Source organism: Rhizobium sp. PDO1-076, from assembly GCF_000247475.1.
GTDB lineage: Bacteria > Pseudomonadota > Alphaproteobacteria > Rhizobiales > Rhizobiaceae > Allorhizobium.
This window is the reverse complement of sequence record NZ_AHZC01000299.1, coordinates 25,134-39,697: the sequence shown is the minus strand read 5'-3', so window position 1 is coordinate 39,697 and position 14,564 is coordinate 25,134. Positions and strand designations below refer to the sequence as shown.

The window sequence follows — 14,564 nt, the reverse complement described above, 5'->3', positions numbered from 1 at the left end:
ATGCCGCGCAATACCGGATTGCCGACGCCGATCTTGTCGAGTTTTCCGCAGAAAACGGTGCCCGCGTCATCGTCCGCGCACTGCTGACCGAACGACAGAGCCGCGGCTCGGTCTTCGTTCCCATGCACTGGACGGGGGAAAATTCTTCCCTTGGCCGTATCGATGCGCTGGTCCCGTCGATCACCGATCCGGTCTCCGGCCAACCCGCCTTGAAGCATGTTCCGGTCGCGATGAAGCGCTATGCAGTAAAGGCCTACGGCTTTGCTGTCAGCGTGGCGAAACCGGCAAACCTGGACGCCGCCTACTGGGTAATTGCCAAGGCCGATGGCGGCTGGCGCGTCGAGCTTGGTTTCGAACAGGACAATATTGACTGGGAAACCTGGGCGCGAAAGGCATTCGCCATTCCGGCCGATGTCGAGGTAACCGGCTATGCCGATGCCCGTAGCGGCGACACCCGTCTTGCCTTCTTTGCCGGCCAGCACTTCCTCGGCGCTCTCTTCGTCGCCGCCAGTCCCGTGGCCGTATCACGCAACTGGCTGGTCGGCCAATTGCGTGAGCAGCAAGCCGAAACGGCCAAGCGTTATGCGCTGATCGCCGGTCGCCCAAGCGCCGATCGCCCCGATCCCGGTGCAATCGTCTGCTCCTGCTTCTCGGTGGGCGTCAATCAGATCACCGGTGCCGTTCGACAGGGCTGCTCGACCGTCGAGGCGGTGGGCACAACATTGTCTGCCGGAACCAATTGCGGCTCGTGCCGCTCCGAAATCAGGAGGATCATCGATGCTTGCCACGTCCTCGCAGCGGAATGAATCCCGGCGGCCCGAGCGGGTCGCACCTCTTGCCACGCTTCCCGTCTTCTGGTCGCTCGAAGGCAAAAAGGTGATTGTTGCCGGTGGCACCGACGGTGCCGCCTGGAAGGCCGAGCTGCTCGCCGCCTGCGGTGCACGGGTTCATGTCTATTGCCGTGAGGACGAACTATCCGACGTCTTTCTCGAACTGCTCGCGACCGCCAATGACGATGGCCGCTATGTTTTTCATCGGCACCATTGGCATGCCGGCATCTTCGAAAACGCGGCCCTTGCCCTCGCAGATTGTGAAACCGACGAAGAGGCCGAAGCCTTCCACGCAGCGGCGCGCAGAGCCGGTGTTCCGGTCAATGTCATCGACAAGTCGGCCTACTGCCAGTTCCAGTTCGGCTCGATCGTCAATCGCTCGCCGATCATCGTGTCGATTTCCACCGATGGCGCCGCCCCCATTCTGGCCCAGGCCATCCGTCGCCGCATAGAGACGCTTCTGCCACAAGCCCTGAAGGGCTGGGCCGAACTGGCGCGCGACATCCGCGAGCGGGTCAACGAACGCCTGGCGCCCGGACCACAGCGCCGGACCTTCTGGGAACGTTTTGTCGACCGATCATTCGCCAGCAACCAATCGCCGGAGGAGGGCGTCGAACGGGCGCTTCTGACTGAGGCCGAAAGCCTGTCGGAAGCGCCCGCCACCGGTCGCGTCACCTTGGTCGGCGCCGGTCCCGGCGATGCCGAACTGCTGACCTTGAAGGCAGTGCGCGCTCTGCAATCGGCCGACGTCATCCTCTTCGACGATCTTGTTTCATCCGAGGTGCTGGAGCTTGCCCGCCGCGAAGCCAAGCGCATGCTGGTCGGCAAGCGCGGCGGCCGTGAAAGCTGCAAGCAGGACGACATCAACGCCATGATGGTGAACTTCGCCAAGGCCGGCAAACGTGTGGTCCGGCTGAAATCCGGTGACCCGATGATCTTCGGCCGTGCCGGCGAAGAACTCGCGCGTCTGGAGGCCGAAGGCATTCCGGTCGATGTCGTGCCGGGCATCACCGCTGCCAGCGCCATGGCATCGGCACTCGGCATTTCGCTCACCCACCGCGACCATGCGCAATCGGTCCGTTTCGTTACCGGCCATTCACGCCATGGCGATCTCCCAGCCAGCACGAACTGGGCAAACCTCGCCGACCCGACGGTCACCACCGTCTTCTACATGGGCGGTCGCACGGCGGAAAAGATCCGCGATGCGCTTGCCTCAAATGGCATGCCCCTGTCGACGCCCGCCGTGATCGTCACCTCGGTCACCCGCCCGAATGAACGCCGCTGGTCCGGCACCCTCAATGAACTCGCCGAAGCCGTCGCCATCATCGGCGTCGACGAACCGATCCTGCTCGGCATCGGCAACGCCTTTGCCGCAAGGTCAAAGGCGCCGCTTGAAATGCCGGTCCCGCCTTCGGATCTTCGGGAGATGCGGGTGGCGCAAAGCGCCTAGGCAGGAACACCCGGCCGCGCAAAGGTCGCACTGGCCTCGCTGACGATCGAGACATGCTCATAGGCCGATTTTCCAGCAGCGAGCGCGTCGCCACGCAGGATAGCCGTGACGATCTCGTCATGCTCGCGCCAGGACTTGGCAAGACGCCCTTCGAGACGGAACTGCGCGCGCCGGAAGGGCGAAAGCCGCGCGCGCGTCTGGGTGACAAGTTCCAGGATATGGTCGTTATGTGCCCCGCGATAAAGCTGGGTATGAAACTCGATATTGTATGCGGCATAGTCCTCGTCGGCCGAGGCGCGGACGATCCGGCTTGAGGCCTGGTGCATCTCTTCGAGATGTTTGCGCTCGGCAACGGTCATGCGCTCGGCGGACAGCCGCGCGCATATGCCCTCAAGCTCGGCCATCGCCTCGAACATCGAGTTGAGAGCACCGCCGCTGACATTGGTGACCACAGCCCGCTTGTTCGGCTGGCGGTCGACGAGACCCATGGCACAGAGCTCCCGCAGGGCTTCGCGCACCGGTGTGCGCGACACCTCGAAGCGCGAGGCCAGCGAGCCCTCGTCCATCTTCTCGCCGGGCTCCAGGCTGCCGGTAATGATCAGGTCCGCGATCGCCCGCACCATCTGCTCGACGGTCGTACCGGCACGGATGACGGCTTTCTTCTCAGGCTTGTTCACAGGCGATCCCACGTTGCTACTGCATACACATGCCAAAGCACCGCGCCTGAGTCAAACCGACGTAGCGCTGCAAGCATACCCCGGCGCACCTGTCGCCGAAATGGTTGCCTATTTCCTAACCATACCATCGCGTAAACTGCATACAGTTTGATCTTGCCGCAAAGCATAGATCATTGGGGCTTATTTTATCAAATACTTACGTCTCTGGCACGCCGATTGCATACACTTTATTGCAGAATTCAAGAATGGCAAAAGCCAGATAAGGGGAACTTCGATGACCAAGCTTATGTCCGTTACCCGCAGAACATTCCTCAAGACTTCCGTCGCCGGCGCAGCAGGTGCCGCCCTTGCTCCCAACGCCTTCTTCTCGACTGCGATGGCACAGGCCGCCCTGACCGTCGGCTTCATCTATGTCGGGCCAAAAGATGACTATGGTTACAACCAGGCTCATGCCGAGGGTGCCGCAGCGTTGAAAAGCATGGCCGGCGTTACCGTCGTCGAGGAAGAAAACGTGCCGGAAACCGTCGATGTCCAGAAGACGATGGAATCGATGATCAACCTGGATGGCGCGACCCTCGTCTTCCCGACCTCCTTCGGCTACTTCGACCCCCATATGCTCGCCATGGCCGAGAAATATCCCGACGTCCAGTTCCGCCATTGCGGCGGCCTGTGGCAGGAGGGCAAGAACCCGATGAACACCGGGTCCTATTTCGGCTATATCGGCCAGGGCCAGTATCTGAACGGCATCACCGCCGGCTACGCCTCGAAGAGCAAGAAGATCGGCTTCGTCGCCGCCAAGCCGATCCCGCAGGTGGTGCAGAACATCAATTCCTTCCTGCTCGGAGCCCGCTCCGTCGACCCGACCATTACCTGCCAGGTGATCTTCACCGGCGAATGGTCGCTCGCCGTCAAGGAAGCTGAAGCCACCAACGCTTTGATCGACCAGGGTGCCGACGTCATCACCTGCCATGTCGACAGCCCGAAGGTCGTTGTGGAGACCGCCGCTGGCCGCGGCGCATTCGTCTGCGGCTACCACGCCAACCAGAGCCCGCTTGCTCCGGAAAAGTACCTGACCGGCGCCGAATGGGCCTGGGGCAATGTCTATACCGACTTCGTCACCAAGGCACAGGCCGGCGAAAAGCTCGGCAACTTCGTCCGCGGCGGACTGAAGGACGGCTTCGTCAAGATGAGCCCGCTCGGCCCGGCGGTCTCGGCCGAAGCCCGTACCAAGTTCGAAGCGACGCAGGCGGACATGATGAAGGGCGGCTTCTCCGTCTTCAGAAACGGCCTGAAGGACAACAAGGGAGCCGTCGTCGTCACCGCCGATCTAGCAGAAGATGCGATCGAGCTCGAGAGCATGGGCTATCTCGTCGAGGGTGTTATCGGCTCGACGTCCTGAAGCGCGCGGGAGCGGCGGCCATGACCTTGGAAATAAACAGTCAGAGCCTCGTTCCACCCCCGGTGCGGGCCGGAGATTTCCGGCCTGCCATCGAATGGGCGGCGAGACGCGCAGAACCGCTTGCCATCGCACTGTTTGCAGTGCTCGTCGGTCTTGCCATCTTTTCGGTTTTCATAGCCGTGCTCGGCAAATCGCCGCTCCAGCTTTTTCAACTGATGTATGCCGGCGGCTTCGGCAGCTGGTTCTCGATCCAAAATGCCCTGAGCCGCGCAGCCCCTCTGCTGCTCACCGCACTCTGCGTCGCCTTGCCGGCGCGTCTCGGCCTTACCGTGATCGGCGCTGAAGGCGCCGTCGTTCTCGGCGGTGTCGCCGCTGCCGCGATTGCCCTGCCGATCTTCGGCCTGGTGCCGCCTCTGCTGCTGTGGATCGCCATGGGCATCGCTGCCATGGTGATCGGTGGCATCTGGATCGGCCTATCCGGCTTCCTGCGTCACTATCGCGGCGTCAACGAGACCATCGCCTCGCTGCTGCTTGCCTATATCGCCATTGCCCTGATGAACCAGTTGATCGAAGGCCCGCTGAGAGATCCGGCAAGCCTCAACAAACCATCGACGACCCCGCTTTCCGCCGAATACATGCTCGGCAAGATCCCCGGCATGGACGTGCATTGGGGCTTTGCCGTCGGCGTCGTTGCCTGCATCATTTCCTATATTGTCATCGAATGGACGACGAGCGGCTTTGCCGCCCGCATCGCTGGCGGCAACATGCGGGCCGCCCAGATCCAGGGCCTGCCCGTCGGCCGCCTGATCGTCGGCTTCACGTTTCTCGCCGGCGCCTTTGCCGGTCTCGCTGGCATGATCGAGGTCGCCGCAGTCCAGGGCAGCGCCAATGGCTCGCTGGCGGCCGGCTATGGTTATACCGGCATTCTCGTCGCCTTCCTCGCCCGCCACAATCCACTGGCCATCATTCCGGTAGCCATCCTTCTCGGCGGCATTGACGCCTCCGGCGGCCTGATCCAGCGCCGCATGGCACTGCCCGACGCCACGGTGCTCGTGCTCCAGGGCACGCTGTTTATCGCCGTGCTCTTTTCCGAAACCCTCTACGGCCGCTTCAAGATCTTCAATCCTGACCTCTGGAAGCAGCCTGAGACCAGCAAGGGAGCCGCCTGATGGACGGAACCGATATCGGCCTCTGGGGCATCCCCCTCGCCATCATCGCCGGCGCCATCCGCGTCTCGACACCGTTCATCTTCGTCAGCCTCGGCGAAATGATCACTGAGCGCTCCGGCCGCATCAATCTCGGCCTAGAAGGCACGCTCGTCTTTGGCGCTATGGCCGCATACGGCACCGCCGTCATGACCGGTTCGCCCTGGCTGGGTGTGCTGGCCGCCATGTTGGCCGGCTCGCTCTTCGGCCTGCTGCACGGCTTCATCTGCAAATTCCCCAAGGTCAACGACATCGCCATCGGCATCGCCATGATGCAGTTCGGCCTGGGCCTTGCCTTTTTCCTCGGCAAGCCGTTCATCCAGCCCTCGGCACCCAAACTGCCGTCGATCCCCTTTGGCGGCTGGTCGAGCTATCCGCAGATCCAGGCGGCGCTCAACATCAACGTGCTGTTCATCCTCGGCATTGCCCTGGCCTTCGCCTTGTCCTGGGCCCTGCGCAACACGCGCCTCGGCCTCATCCTGCGTGTCGTCGGCGACAGTTCGGATGCGGCCCGCGCCATGGGCCTCAACCCCGACACCATCCGCCTCCTGGCAACGGCCGCCGGCGGCGCACTGGCGGCAGTCGGCGGCGCTTACCTATCGCTCTTCTATCCAGGTTCGTGGAACGAAGGCATCTCCTCCGGTCAGGGCCTGATGGCCGTGGCGCTGGTGATCTTCGCCCGCTGGAACCCGATCGGCTGCCTGCTTGCATCGCTGCTGTTCGGCGGTGCCGGCGCGCTCGGCCCTGCCCTGCAATCGGTCGGCGTCACCGAAGGCTACTACCTTTTCTATGCGGCTCCTTACGTGTTGACCCTGATCATCATGATCGCCACGTCCTCGCCCACCCGCTCGCTCACCGGCGCGCCCGGTGCGCTGTCGCTCACCAAGTAATTTGAACGGAAGGAAGATCTCCATGAACGGATTGGGTGGACTGAACAAATCCGAACACGGCGTCGGCATCGGCCTCGTTCAACTGCAATTGCCCAACACGGTGACGAAGGCTGATCTGGCGCGCCAGACCCAGGTGATCGTCGATCTCGTCGGCAAGGCCCGGCGCAACCAGCCGGGCATGGATCTCGTCGTCTTCCCGGAATATGCGCTGCATGGCCTGTCGATGGATATCAATCCGGAGATCATGTGCACGCTCGACGGCCCGGAAGTTGCGGCCTTCAAGGCGGCGTGCAAGGCCAATAGAATCTGGGGCTGCTTCTCGATCATGGAGTTAAACCCCGGTGGCATGCCCTATAATTCCGGCATCATCATCGACGACCAGGGTGAGCTGAAACTCTACTATCGCAAGATGCATCCCTGGGTTCCCGTCGAACCGTGGGAGCCCGGCGACATGGGCATCCCCGTCATCGAGGGGCCGAAGGGCGCCAAGCTGGCCCTGATCATCTGCCACGATGGCATGTTCCCGGAAATGGCCCGCGAATGCGCCTACAAGGGCGCCGAAATCATGATCCGCACGGCCGGCTACACCGCGCCGATCCGCGACAGCTGGAAATTCACCAACCAGTCGAACGCCTTCTGCAATCTCATGGTCACCGCCAATGTCTGCATGTGCGGCACAGACGGCACGTTCGACAGCATGGGCGAAGGCATGATCTGCAACTTTGACGGAACGATCATCGCCCATGGCACCAGCGGCCGCGTCAACGAGATCATCACGGCGGAGGTCCGCCCCGATCTGGTGCGCGAGGCCCGTCTTGGCTGGGGCGTCGAAAACAACATCTACCAGTTCGGCCATCGCGGCTATGTCGCCGTTGCCGACGGCGCGCAGGATGCGCCCTACACCTACATGCACGACCTGATCGCCGGAAACTATCGCCTGCCCTGGGAAGACCAGGTCAAGGTGACCGACGGCACGTCCTGCGGCTTCGACAAGCCGCATCGCCGCTACGGCGAAACCTTCAAGCTCGCCGGGGAATAGGAGAAAATCGATGGATGCGATGATCGAGACCAATACCCACTATATCGACGGCGACCCATACAACTGGCCCTATAACGGCAAGCTTAGGCCCGACAACACGGCCCTGATCATCATCGACATGCAGACCGATTTCTGCGGCAAGGGCGGTTATGTCGATCACATGGGTTACGACCTGTCGCTGGTCCAGGCGCCGATCGAGCCGATCAAGACGGTGCTCGCCGCAATGCGGGCCAAGGGCTACCATATCATCCACACCCGCGAAGGCCACCGGCCGGATCTCGCCGACCTGCCGGCCAACAAACGTTGGCGCTCGCAGCGCATTGGCGCCGGCATCGGTGACGCCGGCCCCTGCGGCCGCATTCTCGTGCGCGGCGAACCCGGCTGGGACATCATCGAAGACCTCTATCCACTCGAAGGCGAAACCATCATCGACAAGCCCGGCAAGGGTTCCTTCTGCGCCACCGATCTCGAACTGATCCTCAACCAGAAGCGCATCGAAAACATCATCCTGACCGGCATCACCACCGATGTCTGCGTCTCCACAACGATGCGTGAAGCCAATGACCGCGGCTTCGAGTGCCTGCTGCTGGAAGACTGCTGCGGCGCCACCGACTATGGCAACCATCTGGCGGCAATCAAGATGGTCAAGATGCAGGGCGGCGTTTTCGGCTCGGTGTCCAATTCCGCCAAGCTCGTGAGCCAGCTGCCATGATCATCGGCGAACTTCCCCCGGCCAAGACCATCCCCGCCGTCGGCATCGAAACCGTCGACATGACCATGCGTTTCGGCGCATTCACCGCGCTCGACCATGTCTCGATCAAAGTCGAACCTGGCTCCTTCCATGCCCTGCTCGGAGAAAATGGCGCCGGCAAGTCGACCTTGGTCAAATGCATCATGGGCTTCTACCGCCAGACATCCGGGCAGTTGATGGTCGATGACCGGGAAGTGTCCGTCGCTTCGCCGCGCGATGCTGCCGCCTTCGGCCTCGGCATGGTCTACCAGCATTTCACCCTCGTGCCCTCGCTGACCGGCGCGGAGAACCTTGTGATCAGCCGTAGCGAAGTGCCGGCCGTGATCAACTGGACGCAGGAGAAGAAGGCGCTTGCCGCCTTCATGCAGACCATGCCTTTCGAGATCCCGCTGCACCGCCCGGTCGCCGAACTGGCGGCCGGTGAAAAGCAGAAGCTCGAGATTATCAAGCAGCTCTATCTCGGGCGCCGTTTCCTGGTGCTTGACGAGCCGACATCGGTCCTGACGCCGGCCGAGGCCGACGACATGCTCGGCCTGGTCCGCGGCCTGACCCAGCGCGGCGAACTCACCGTGTTGATGATCAGCCACAAGTTCCATGAAGTGACCAAGTTTGCCGATACCGTCTCGGTTCTGCGCAAGGGCAAGCTGACCGGTGGCGGCAAGACCTCCGAACTGTCGACCCGGGAAATGGCAGCGATGATGATCGGTGACGTAAAGCTCGCGGAACTTGATACCCGTCTGCCGGTCAACGGCGGCGCGGCCCAGGTCCTCGCCCTCAACAGCGTCAAGGCGCCCGATCGCAGCGGCTTGAAGACCATCGAAATCGACAAGCTCATCGTGCATTCCGGCGAAATCGTCGGCATCGCCGGCATATCCGGCAACGGCCAGAAGGAACTGTCGGAAATCCTCGCCGGCCAGCGTCCGGCCGATACCGGCAATGTCGCGGTCAAGGGCAAGCCTTATGGAGCGACCCGCGCCGAAACCCGTGCCAACAATGTCCGCTTCATTCCAGAAGAACCGCTACAGAATGCCTGCGCCCCGAAAATGAGCGTTTCCGAAAACCTCTCCTTCCGTACATTCGACCTGAAGACCGACGGCCGCGAAACCCGCTGGCTTGACGGCCGCGCCATGCGCCGCCTTGCCGGCAAGCTGATCGGTGATTTCAAGGTCAAGACGGCGTCACCGGCCTCCCCCATCGCCTCGCTGTCCGGCGGCAATGTCCAGCGTGCGGTGCTCGCCCGCGAGCTGACTGGCGAGGTCGATCTGCTGGTCGTCTCCAATCCCTGTTTCGGTCTCGATTTTTCCGCGGTCGCCGAAATCCGCTCGCGGATCATGAAAGCCCGCAATGGCGGCACCGCCGTGCTGCTGATTTCCGAAGATCTCGACGAACTGATGGAAATGTCCGACCGCATCATCGTCATGTCCGACGGCAAGCTGGTCTATGAAACCCCGGCGCGCGAAGCCGACATTTCCGTCATCGGCGCTCACATGGCGGGGCATCACTGATGACGGATATCAAGGCCCTGCCCTTCGCCTTCCCGCTCAGGCGCGACGCCGTCGCCCTGATTGTCATCGACATGCAGCGCGATTTTGCCGAGCCCGGCGGGTTCGGCGAAACGCTGGGCAACGACGTCAGCCATGTCTCGGTCATCGTGCCGGACGTCAAGCGCCTGATCGACGGCTTTCGCCATGCCGGCCTGCCGGTGATCCACACCCAGGAATGCCATCGGCCGGATCTGTCGGACCTTCCACCTGCCAAGCGCAATCGTGGCAATCCAACATTGAGGATTGGAGACCAGGGGCCGATGGGCCGGATCCTGATTGCCGGCGAACCCGGCACTGCGATCCTGCCCGAACTTGAGCCCATCGGAGGTGAACTGGTGATCGAGAAGCCCGGCAAAGGCGCCTTCTATGCCACTTCGCTCGGCGAAGAGTTGCAGAATCGTGGCATCACCCAACTCGTCTTTGCTGGGGTGACCACGGAGGTCTGCGTCCAGACCACCATGCGCGAGGCCAATGATCGCGGCTATGAATGCCTCATCGTCGAAGAAGCCACCGCCAGTTATTTCCCGCATTTCAAGCAGGCCGCCCTCGACATGATCCGCGCGCAGGGCGGCATTGTCGGCTGGACGGCTCATCTCGATGATCTCCTGAAAGGACTGATGCATGCCTGAAACCACCCGGGAAGGCCTGATCAATGGCGGCTGGAAAAGCCTCGACTTCGGCCCGTTCCGCGACGGCGTCACCATTCATTGGATCAATCCGTTCATCGACGATCAGCCGGGTGTGGCGCTGTTGAAATATGAAGCAGGCGCTGGCGTACCACGCCACCGGCACGAGGGACTGGAAACCATCCTTGTTCTGCAGGGCACCCAGTCGGATGAGGCTGGTGACTATGGTCCCGGCTGCTGTGTGGTCAACGCCAAGGGCAGCGAACATTCGGTCTGGAGCGATACCGGCTGTGTCGTGCTGATCCAGTGGGATCGGCCGGTCAGCATCCTCGGTGAGACCTGATCAGACACTGACCAGAGACCGAGTCAGACTGTTCATGCATTCCGCACCCGTCTCGGTCACCAGGAACTGGTCCTCGATCATCAACGCGCCAAGCCCCTGCGCGTAGAACGGTGCCTCCAGCGCCACGACCATGTTCGGCTCGATGATTTCGCCACTGTCGTGCGAGAAAAATGGCCATTCCTCGATGCCGACACCGCCGCCGACCGAATGACCGAAATGGCCTCGGTAATATTCGCTAAAACCGTCCTTGCGCATCGAGCCGAGCATCGCCTTGTGCACGGCGCCGAAACTGTTGCCGGGCCGGACCCGTGCTAACCCTGCGGCAAAGGCATTTTCGAGCGCCTTATAGATGTCGAGCGCAAGAGGCGCCGGCGATCCAAGACAGAACGTCCGGGCACCATCCGACGAATAGCCGTCGACCAGTGTGCCGACATCCGCCTTGATCAGTGCTCCCGGCGCAACGATGGCGCCAGCATCGCCAAGATCTGGCCCGACCGAGATATAGTCCCAGTGCCCGCTCAACGCATATCCATGGCCATCGGCCTCAGACCGGGCGCCCTGAAGCCACGCCGTCGACAGGGCCGACAGCGGCACACCGGGTGCAATCTCCTCGCGCATGCGGATCAACCCCGCTTCGGCTGCCCGGCTCGCCCGCTGCAGCCGGGTGATTTCGGCTGGCGTCTTGACGGATCTCAGCCTGCGCAAAGCGGGCGAGCCGTCGAGCCAGGTCGCCTCCGGCAGCATTGCCTTGAGCTTGAGGAAATCGGCCGCCGGCATGAATTCCAGATCGACGCCGATCCGGGCCTTGGCAAGTCCGCGTTCGCGAAGCAGATCGCCGAGCAGGCGGAAACAGACATCCTGGTCGAATGTTTCCGGCCGCGGTCCTGTATTGCCGGACCGCCGATAGGCGGCGTCGACGCCCGCAACATCGTTCTCGTCGCCAAGGCCAACGCTGTCGATCCAGATGCGATGCGTTCGGATATCGGCATCCGGCAAGGCTTTCCCGACCGCGCCGGCGGCATGATCGCTGACGACAACGGCGAGCGGCGAGCCCGCATCCGAAGGCACCACGGCAATCGCCGATCCCGCCCGCCCCCACATGGTCGCAACCCCGGCCGGAGCGCCGATTGCATAGCGAAACGCTTCAGGCTGGAACAGCACCAGCGCATCGAATTCTTCGGCACCAAGAATTCGCTGGGCTCGCGCGCGGTCTAGATCGCTCAAATTGTCCGTTCTGTCGTCCATCGGCCTGTCGCCCATCCGTCTGTAGCGATCCTGCGAGGATCGCTGAAACGCAAAATCGCCCGGCGGCCGGGCGATTTCACACGTTAACGTCCTCTCACGCAGCCAAGCGTTAAGCCTGCGGCTGCTTGGTCTTGCGCAGATAGGGCAGAACCGTGTCGAACGAGCCGAAGCGGGTGATCGCATCTTCGTTGGAGACGGCAGCCGTGATGATGACGTCGTCACCCTGCTTCCAGTTCGCCGGTGTCGCCACCTGGTGCTTGGCGGTCAGCTGGATCGAATCGATCGTGCGCAGGATTTCGTCGAAGTTGCGGCCGGTGGTCATCGGATAGGTGAGGATCAACTTGATCTTCTTGTCCGGACCGATGACATAGACCGAACGCACGGTCGCGTTGTCGGCAGGCGTGCGCCCCTCCGAACTATCGCCGGCATCGTCCGGCAGCATGTCGTAGAGCTTTGCGACCTTGAGATCCTTGTCGCCGATCAGCGGATAGGCGACCTCGAAACCGGTCGCGGTCTTGATGTCCTGCTTCCACTTGACGTGGCTGTCTACCGGATCGACGGAAATGCCGATCACCTTGACATTGCGTTTGCGGAACTCACCGTCGAGTCCGGCCATCGCGCCGAGTTCGGTGGTGCAGACCGGGGTGAAATTTTTCGGATGCGAGAATAGAACCGCCCAGCTGTCGCCAATCCAGTCATGAAAGCTGATCGATCCCTGGGTGGTTTCGGCAGTGAAGTCAGGCGCAGCCTGGTTGATACGCAGTGTCATATCCAGCTCCAGTCAAAATTCGTTGATCTGTATCGTCCAGGGTTGAATGCCGTAAACCTGCAAGACGCGGAGTCCCATTGCCAGCGCCCCAATCTCCGTGTCCCTCGCCCGCGCGCTCAAAAGCCGCGCCCGGCGGAAGGTTCAGCATCAAACCCGATCGTGAAAAAGGCCTCCCTCCGGAGGCCTTTGAACATAAGCAGTCTTGGTTGTCTTTTACAAGACGAAGAGCAGGCCCGCGATAAAGCCGATGGAGAGAAATGCGACCAACAGGGCGCATTTGTCGGACCAGAGTCTCGCGCCGCGGCGCAAGGATTTCTGATGTTCATTTTGGCAAGCAGCAAACGCCATCATCCACTCCGGTCTAGAGAAGGGGGAACATACCCCAGAAGAAAATCTCGTGACGCCGGCAATCGGCGTCATCGGTATTGTCATCATGAGCCGCAACAGAGGGTTTCCTCTCCGGATCCCGGGGGGCCTTCTCGCTGGGAGCGACTAGCCGCCGTGCAAGACCGAAAAGATCAAAGGAAAGCATTTCCACACTGTGGGGCATTGCCGATCCTTCCAACCGTCACGTTCATCATGAACCTACAGTCACAGTTTCGTCACATTTGGGCCGCGTGTCAATAATCACTACCAAATTGGTATTCTAACTTTCGTCCCATATGCAGAATGCATAACTCGCCTTGGGAGTTCCGGGGAAATGCGCGGCCGAAGTCCGGCATAGGGGCGGCGATACTCTCCGCAAGCTCTCAGGTCTGTTCACCCGCCGATGAACGCCGGCGCAACCGACGCCGCGTTTCCGAAGGACTTTCGGAATAACTCGCCCGGTAGCTGCGCGAAAAGGCGGACGCTGAATTGAAGCCTGTCTCGGCGGCGATTTCGGCAAAGGATGCCTTCGTCTCGATCACCTTGCGCCGAGCGGCATTCAGCCTCAATGCCAGATAGTGCAGATGCGGGGCCGCCCCCACATCGTCCTGGAACAGCGCCTGCAGATGACGGGCACTGATGCCGACCCGGCGCGCCAGCCGCACAAGGGTCAACGGCTGCTCGACATTCTCCTCCATCAGCCGAACCGCGTGCGCCACCCGAGGATCTCGCATCCGCAGACCCACGGACGATGGCGTATGCTGAGCCTCCCCCTGGAAACCACCCTGCTCATAGCTGAACAGCCGGCTGACCTCGAGCGCCAGTGTATAGCCCCGGCGCCGGCGGATGATCTCCAGCATCAGGTCCATGGTCGGCAGCGAACCGCCTGTGGTGATCCGCTTGCCGTCGATGACGAAACGATCCTTGACGGCGCGCACCTGCGGATAGGCCAGCGCAAATTCTTCGAAATCCTCCCAATGCGCGGTCGCTGAAACATTGTCGAGCAGGCTCGCCTCGGCCATCAGCCACGTTCCGGATTCGATCCCCGCGATGATCGAACGATAACGTGCGCTCTGCGACAATGTCCGCTTCAGGGCCGGCGTAGCTGCATCGCGCCAATTATAGCTCGCCAGTACGAAGAGCGGCGCGGTCTCGGCACTTTGTTGGAACATACCATCAGCCGGCATCGGCACGTGGCTGGTCGTCATCGCGGCCTGGCCGTCGGGCGTGAACACCCGCCAGCGATAGAGCTCGCTTCCGGAGATACGGTTGGCACCCCGCAACGGTTCGATCACCGATGCGATCAGGATCAGGTTCGTATCCGGCAGAACCAGAAGATCGATATCCAGACGGTCGAGGGAAGGGACAAGCAAAACGGCCTCCAGCGCTTCCGATAAAGTATCATATGCTTCCGATTACGCAAAGCATCC

At 61.8% G+C, this 14,564-nt stretch carries 14 protein-coding genes; 10 read left to right on the top strand and 4 right to left on the bottom strand.

Annotation, left to right across the window (positions count from 1 at the left end):
• Positions 1-806: (2Fe-2S)-binding protein (locus tag PDO_RS26765; protein WP_007603736.1), on the top strand; the 806-nt coding region annotated here is incomplete at its 5' end.
• The gene (cysG, locus tag PDO_RS15505) at positions 778-2,280 is read left to right on the top strand and encodes a siroheme synthase CysG (protein WP_007603735.1); all 1,503 of its coding nucleotides are present in this window, start codon (positions 778-780) and stop codon (positions 2,278-2,280) included. The genes PDO_RS26765 and cysG, both read left to right, overlap by 29 nt.
• Here the strand turns inward: cysG and PDO_RS15500 are convergent.
• Positions 2,277-2,903, bottom strand: a complete 627-nt coding sequence (locus PDO_RS15500) for a GntR family transcriptional regulator (protein ID WP_458574655.1) — start codon at positions 2,901-2,903, stop codon at positions 2,277-2,279. The genes cysG and PDO_RS15500 overlap by 4 nt on opposite strands.
• A 328-nt stretch (positions 2,904-3,231) precedes the next feature.
• Here PDO_RS15500 and PDO_RS15495 point away from each other — a divergent pair, with 328 nt between their 5' ends.
• Genes PDO_RS15495 through PDO_RS15460 form a run of 8 tightly spaced genes read left to right on the top strand, consistent with a single transcriptional unit; the run spans position 3,232 to position 10,754 of the window.
• Positions 3,232-4,356 carry a BMP family ABC transporter substrate-binding protein gene (locus PDO_RS15495; protein WP_007603733.1) on the top strand — a complete coding sequence of 375 codons (1,125 nt, stop codon included), beginning with the start codon at positions 3,232-3,234 and terminating at the stop codon, positions 4,354-4,356.
• A 20-nt stretch (positions 4,357-4,376) separates the two neighbouring features.
• Positions 4,377-5,525, top strand: a complete 1,149-nt coding sequence (locus tag PDO_RS15490) for an ABC transporter permease (protein ID WP_007603731.1) — start codon at positions 4,377-4,379, stop codon at positions 5,523-5,525.
• Positions 5,525-6,451, top strand: a complete 927-nt coding sequence (locus PDO_RS15485) for an ABC transporter permease (RefSeq protein WP_007603729.1) — start codon at positions 5,525-5,527, stop codon at positions 6,449-6,451. Before PDO_RS15490 ends, PDO_RS15485 begins: the two co-directional genes overlap by 1 nt.
• 22 nt (positions 6,452-6,473) lie before the next feature.
• Positions 6,474-7,490, top strand: a complete 1,017-nt coding sequence (locus PDO_RS15480; protein ID WP_007603727.1) for a formamidase — start codon at positions 6,474-6,476, stop codon at positions 7,488-7,490.
• Positions 7,491-7,500: 10 nt separating this feature from the next.
• On the top strand, positions 7,501-8,202 hold the full coding sequence (gene biuH / locus PDO_RS15475) for a biuret amidohydrolase (protein WP_007603726.1): 702 nt from the start codon (positions 7,501-7,503) through the stop codon (positions 8,200-8,202).
• Positions 8,199-9,746, top strand: a complete 1,548-nt coding sequence (locus tag PDO_RS15470; protein ID WP_007603724.1) for an ABC transporter ATP-binding protein — start codon at positions 8,199-8,201, stop codon at positions 9,744-9,746. Before biuH ends, PDO_RS15470 begins: the two co-directional genes overlap by 4 nt.
• The gene (locus PDO_RS15465; protein WP_007603722.1) at positions 9,746-10,414 is read left to right on the top strand and encodes a cysteine hydrolase family protein; all 669 of its coding nucleotides are present in this window, start codon (positions 9,746-9,748) and stop codon (positions 10,412-10,414) included. Before PDO_RS15470 ends, PDO_RS15465 begins: the two co-directional genes overlap by 1 nt.
• Positions 10,407-10,754 (top strand): cupin domain-containing protein, encoded by a 348-nt coding sequence (locus PDO_RS15460; RefSeq protein WP_007603721.1) that lies wholly within the window; start codon positions 10,407-10,409, stop codon positions 10,752-10,754. The genes PDO_RS15465 and PDO_RS15460 overlap by 8 nt, the downstream gene beginning before the upstream one ends.
• Here PDO_RS15460 and PDO_RS15455 read toward each other — a convergent pair whose 3' ends face one another.
• The 3 genes from PDO_RS15455 to PDO_RS15440 all read right to left on the bottom strand — a co-directional run bounded on the left by PDO_RS15455 (position 10,755) and on the right by PDO_RS15440 (position 14,507).
• Positions 10,755-11,978, bottom strand: coding sequence for a M24 family metallopeptidase (locus PDO_RS15455; RefSeq protein ID WP_037074362.1), 1,224 nt, complete (start codon positions 11,976-11,978; stop codon positions 10,755-10,757).
• A 130-nt stretch (positions 11,979-12,108) separates the two neighbouring features.
• Entirely contained in the window at positions 12,109-12,768 is a 660-nt protein-coding gene (locus tag PDO_RS15450) for a peroxiredoxin (RefSeq protein ID WP_007603717.1), read from the bottom strand.
• A gap of 749 nt (positions 12,769-13,517) precedes the next feature.
• Positions 13,518-14,507 (bottom strand): GlxA family transcriptional regulator, encoded by a 990-nt coding sequence (locus PDO_RS15440; RefSeq protein WP_007603709.1) that lies wholly within the window; start codon positions 14,505-14,507, stop codon positions 13,518-13,520.
• Between the last annotated feature and the right edge of the window lie 57 nt (positions 14,508-14,564).

Excerpts from the sequence above, each read along its gene's own strand:
- cysG (WP_007603735.1), top strand. The coding sequence starts at position 778 with ATGCTTGCCACGTCCTCGCAGCGGAATGAATCCCGGCGGCCCGAGCGG.
- PDO_RS15500 (WP_458574655.1), bottom strand. The coding sequence starts at position 2,903 with ATGGTGCGGGCGATCGCGGACCTGATCATTACCGGCAGCCTGGAGCCC.
- PDO_RS15495 (WP_007603733.1), top strand. The coding sequence starts at position 3,232 with ATGACCAAGCTTATGTCCGTTACCCGCAGAACATTCCTCAAGACTTCC.
- PDO_RS15490 (WP_007603731.1), top strand. The coding sequence starts at position 4,377 with ATGACCTTGGAAATAAACAGTCAGAGCCTCGTTCCACCCCCGGTGCGG.
- PDO_RS15485 (WP_007603729.1), top strand. The coding sequence starts at position 5,525 with ATGGACGGAACCGATATCGGCCTCTGGGGCATCCCCCTCGCCATCATC.
- PDO_RS15480 (WP_007603727.1), top strand. The coding sequence starts at position 6,474 with ATGAACGGATTGGGTGGACTGAACAAATCCGAACACGGCGTCGGCATC.
- biuH (WP_007603726.1), top strand. The coding sequence starts at position 7,501 with ATGGATGCGATGATCGAGACCAATACCCACTATATCGACGGCGACCCA.
- PDO_RS15470 (WP_007603724.1), top strand. The coding sequence starts at position 8,199 with ATGATCATCGGCGAACTTCCCCCGGCCAAGACCATCCCCGCCGTCGGC.
- PDO_RS15465 (WP_007603722.1), top strand. The coding sequence starts at position 9,746 with ATGACGGATATCAAGGCCCTGCCCTTCGCCTTCCCGCTCAGGCGCGAC.
- PDO_RS15460 (WP_007603721.1), top strand. The coding sequence starts at position 10,407 with ATGCCTGAAACCACCCGGGAAGGCCTGATCAATGGCGGCTGGAAAAGC.
- PDO_RS15450 (WP_007603717.1), bottom strand. The coding sequence starts at position 12,768 with ATGACACTGCGTATCAACCAGGCTGCGCCTGACTTCACTGCCGAAACC.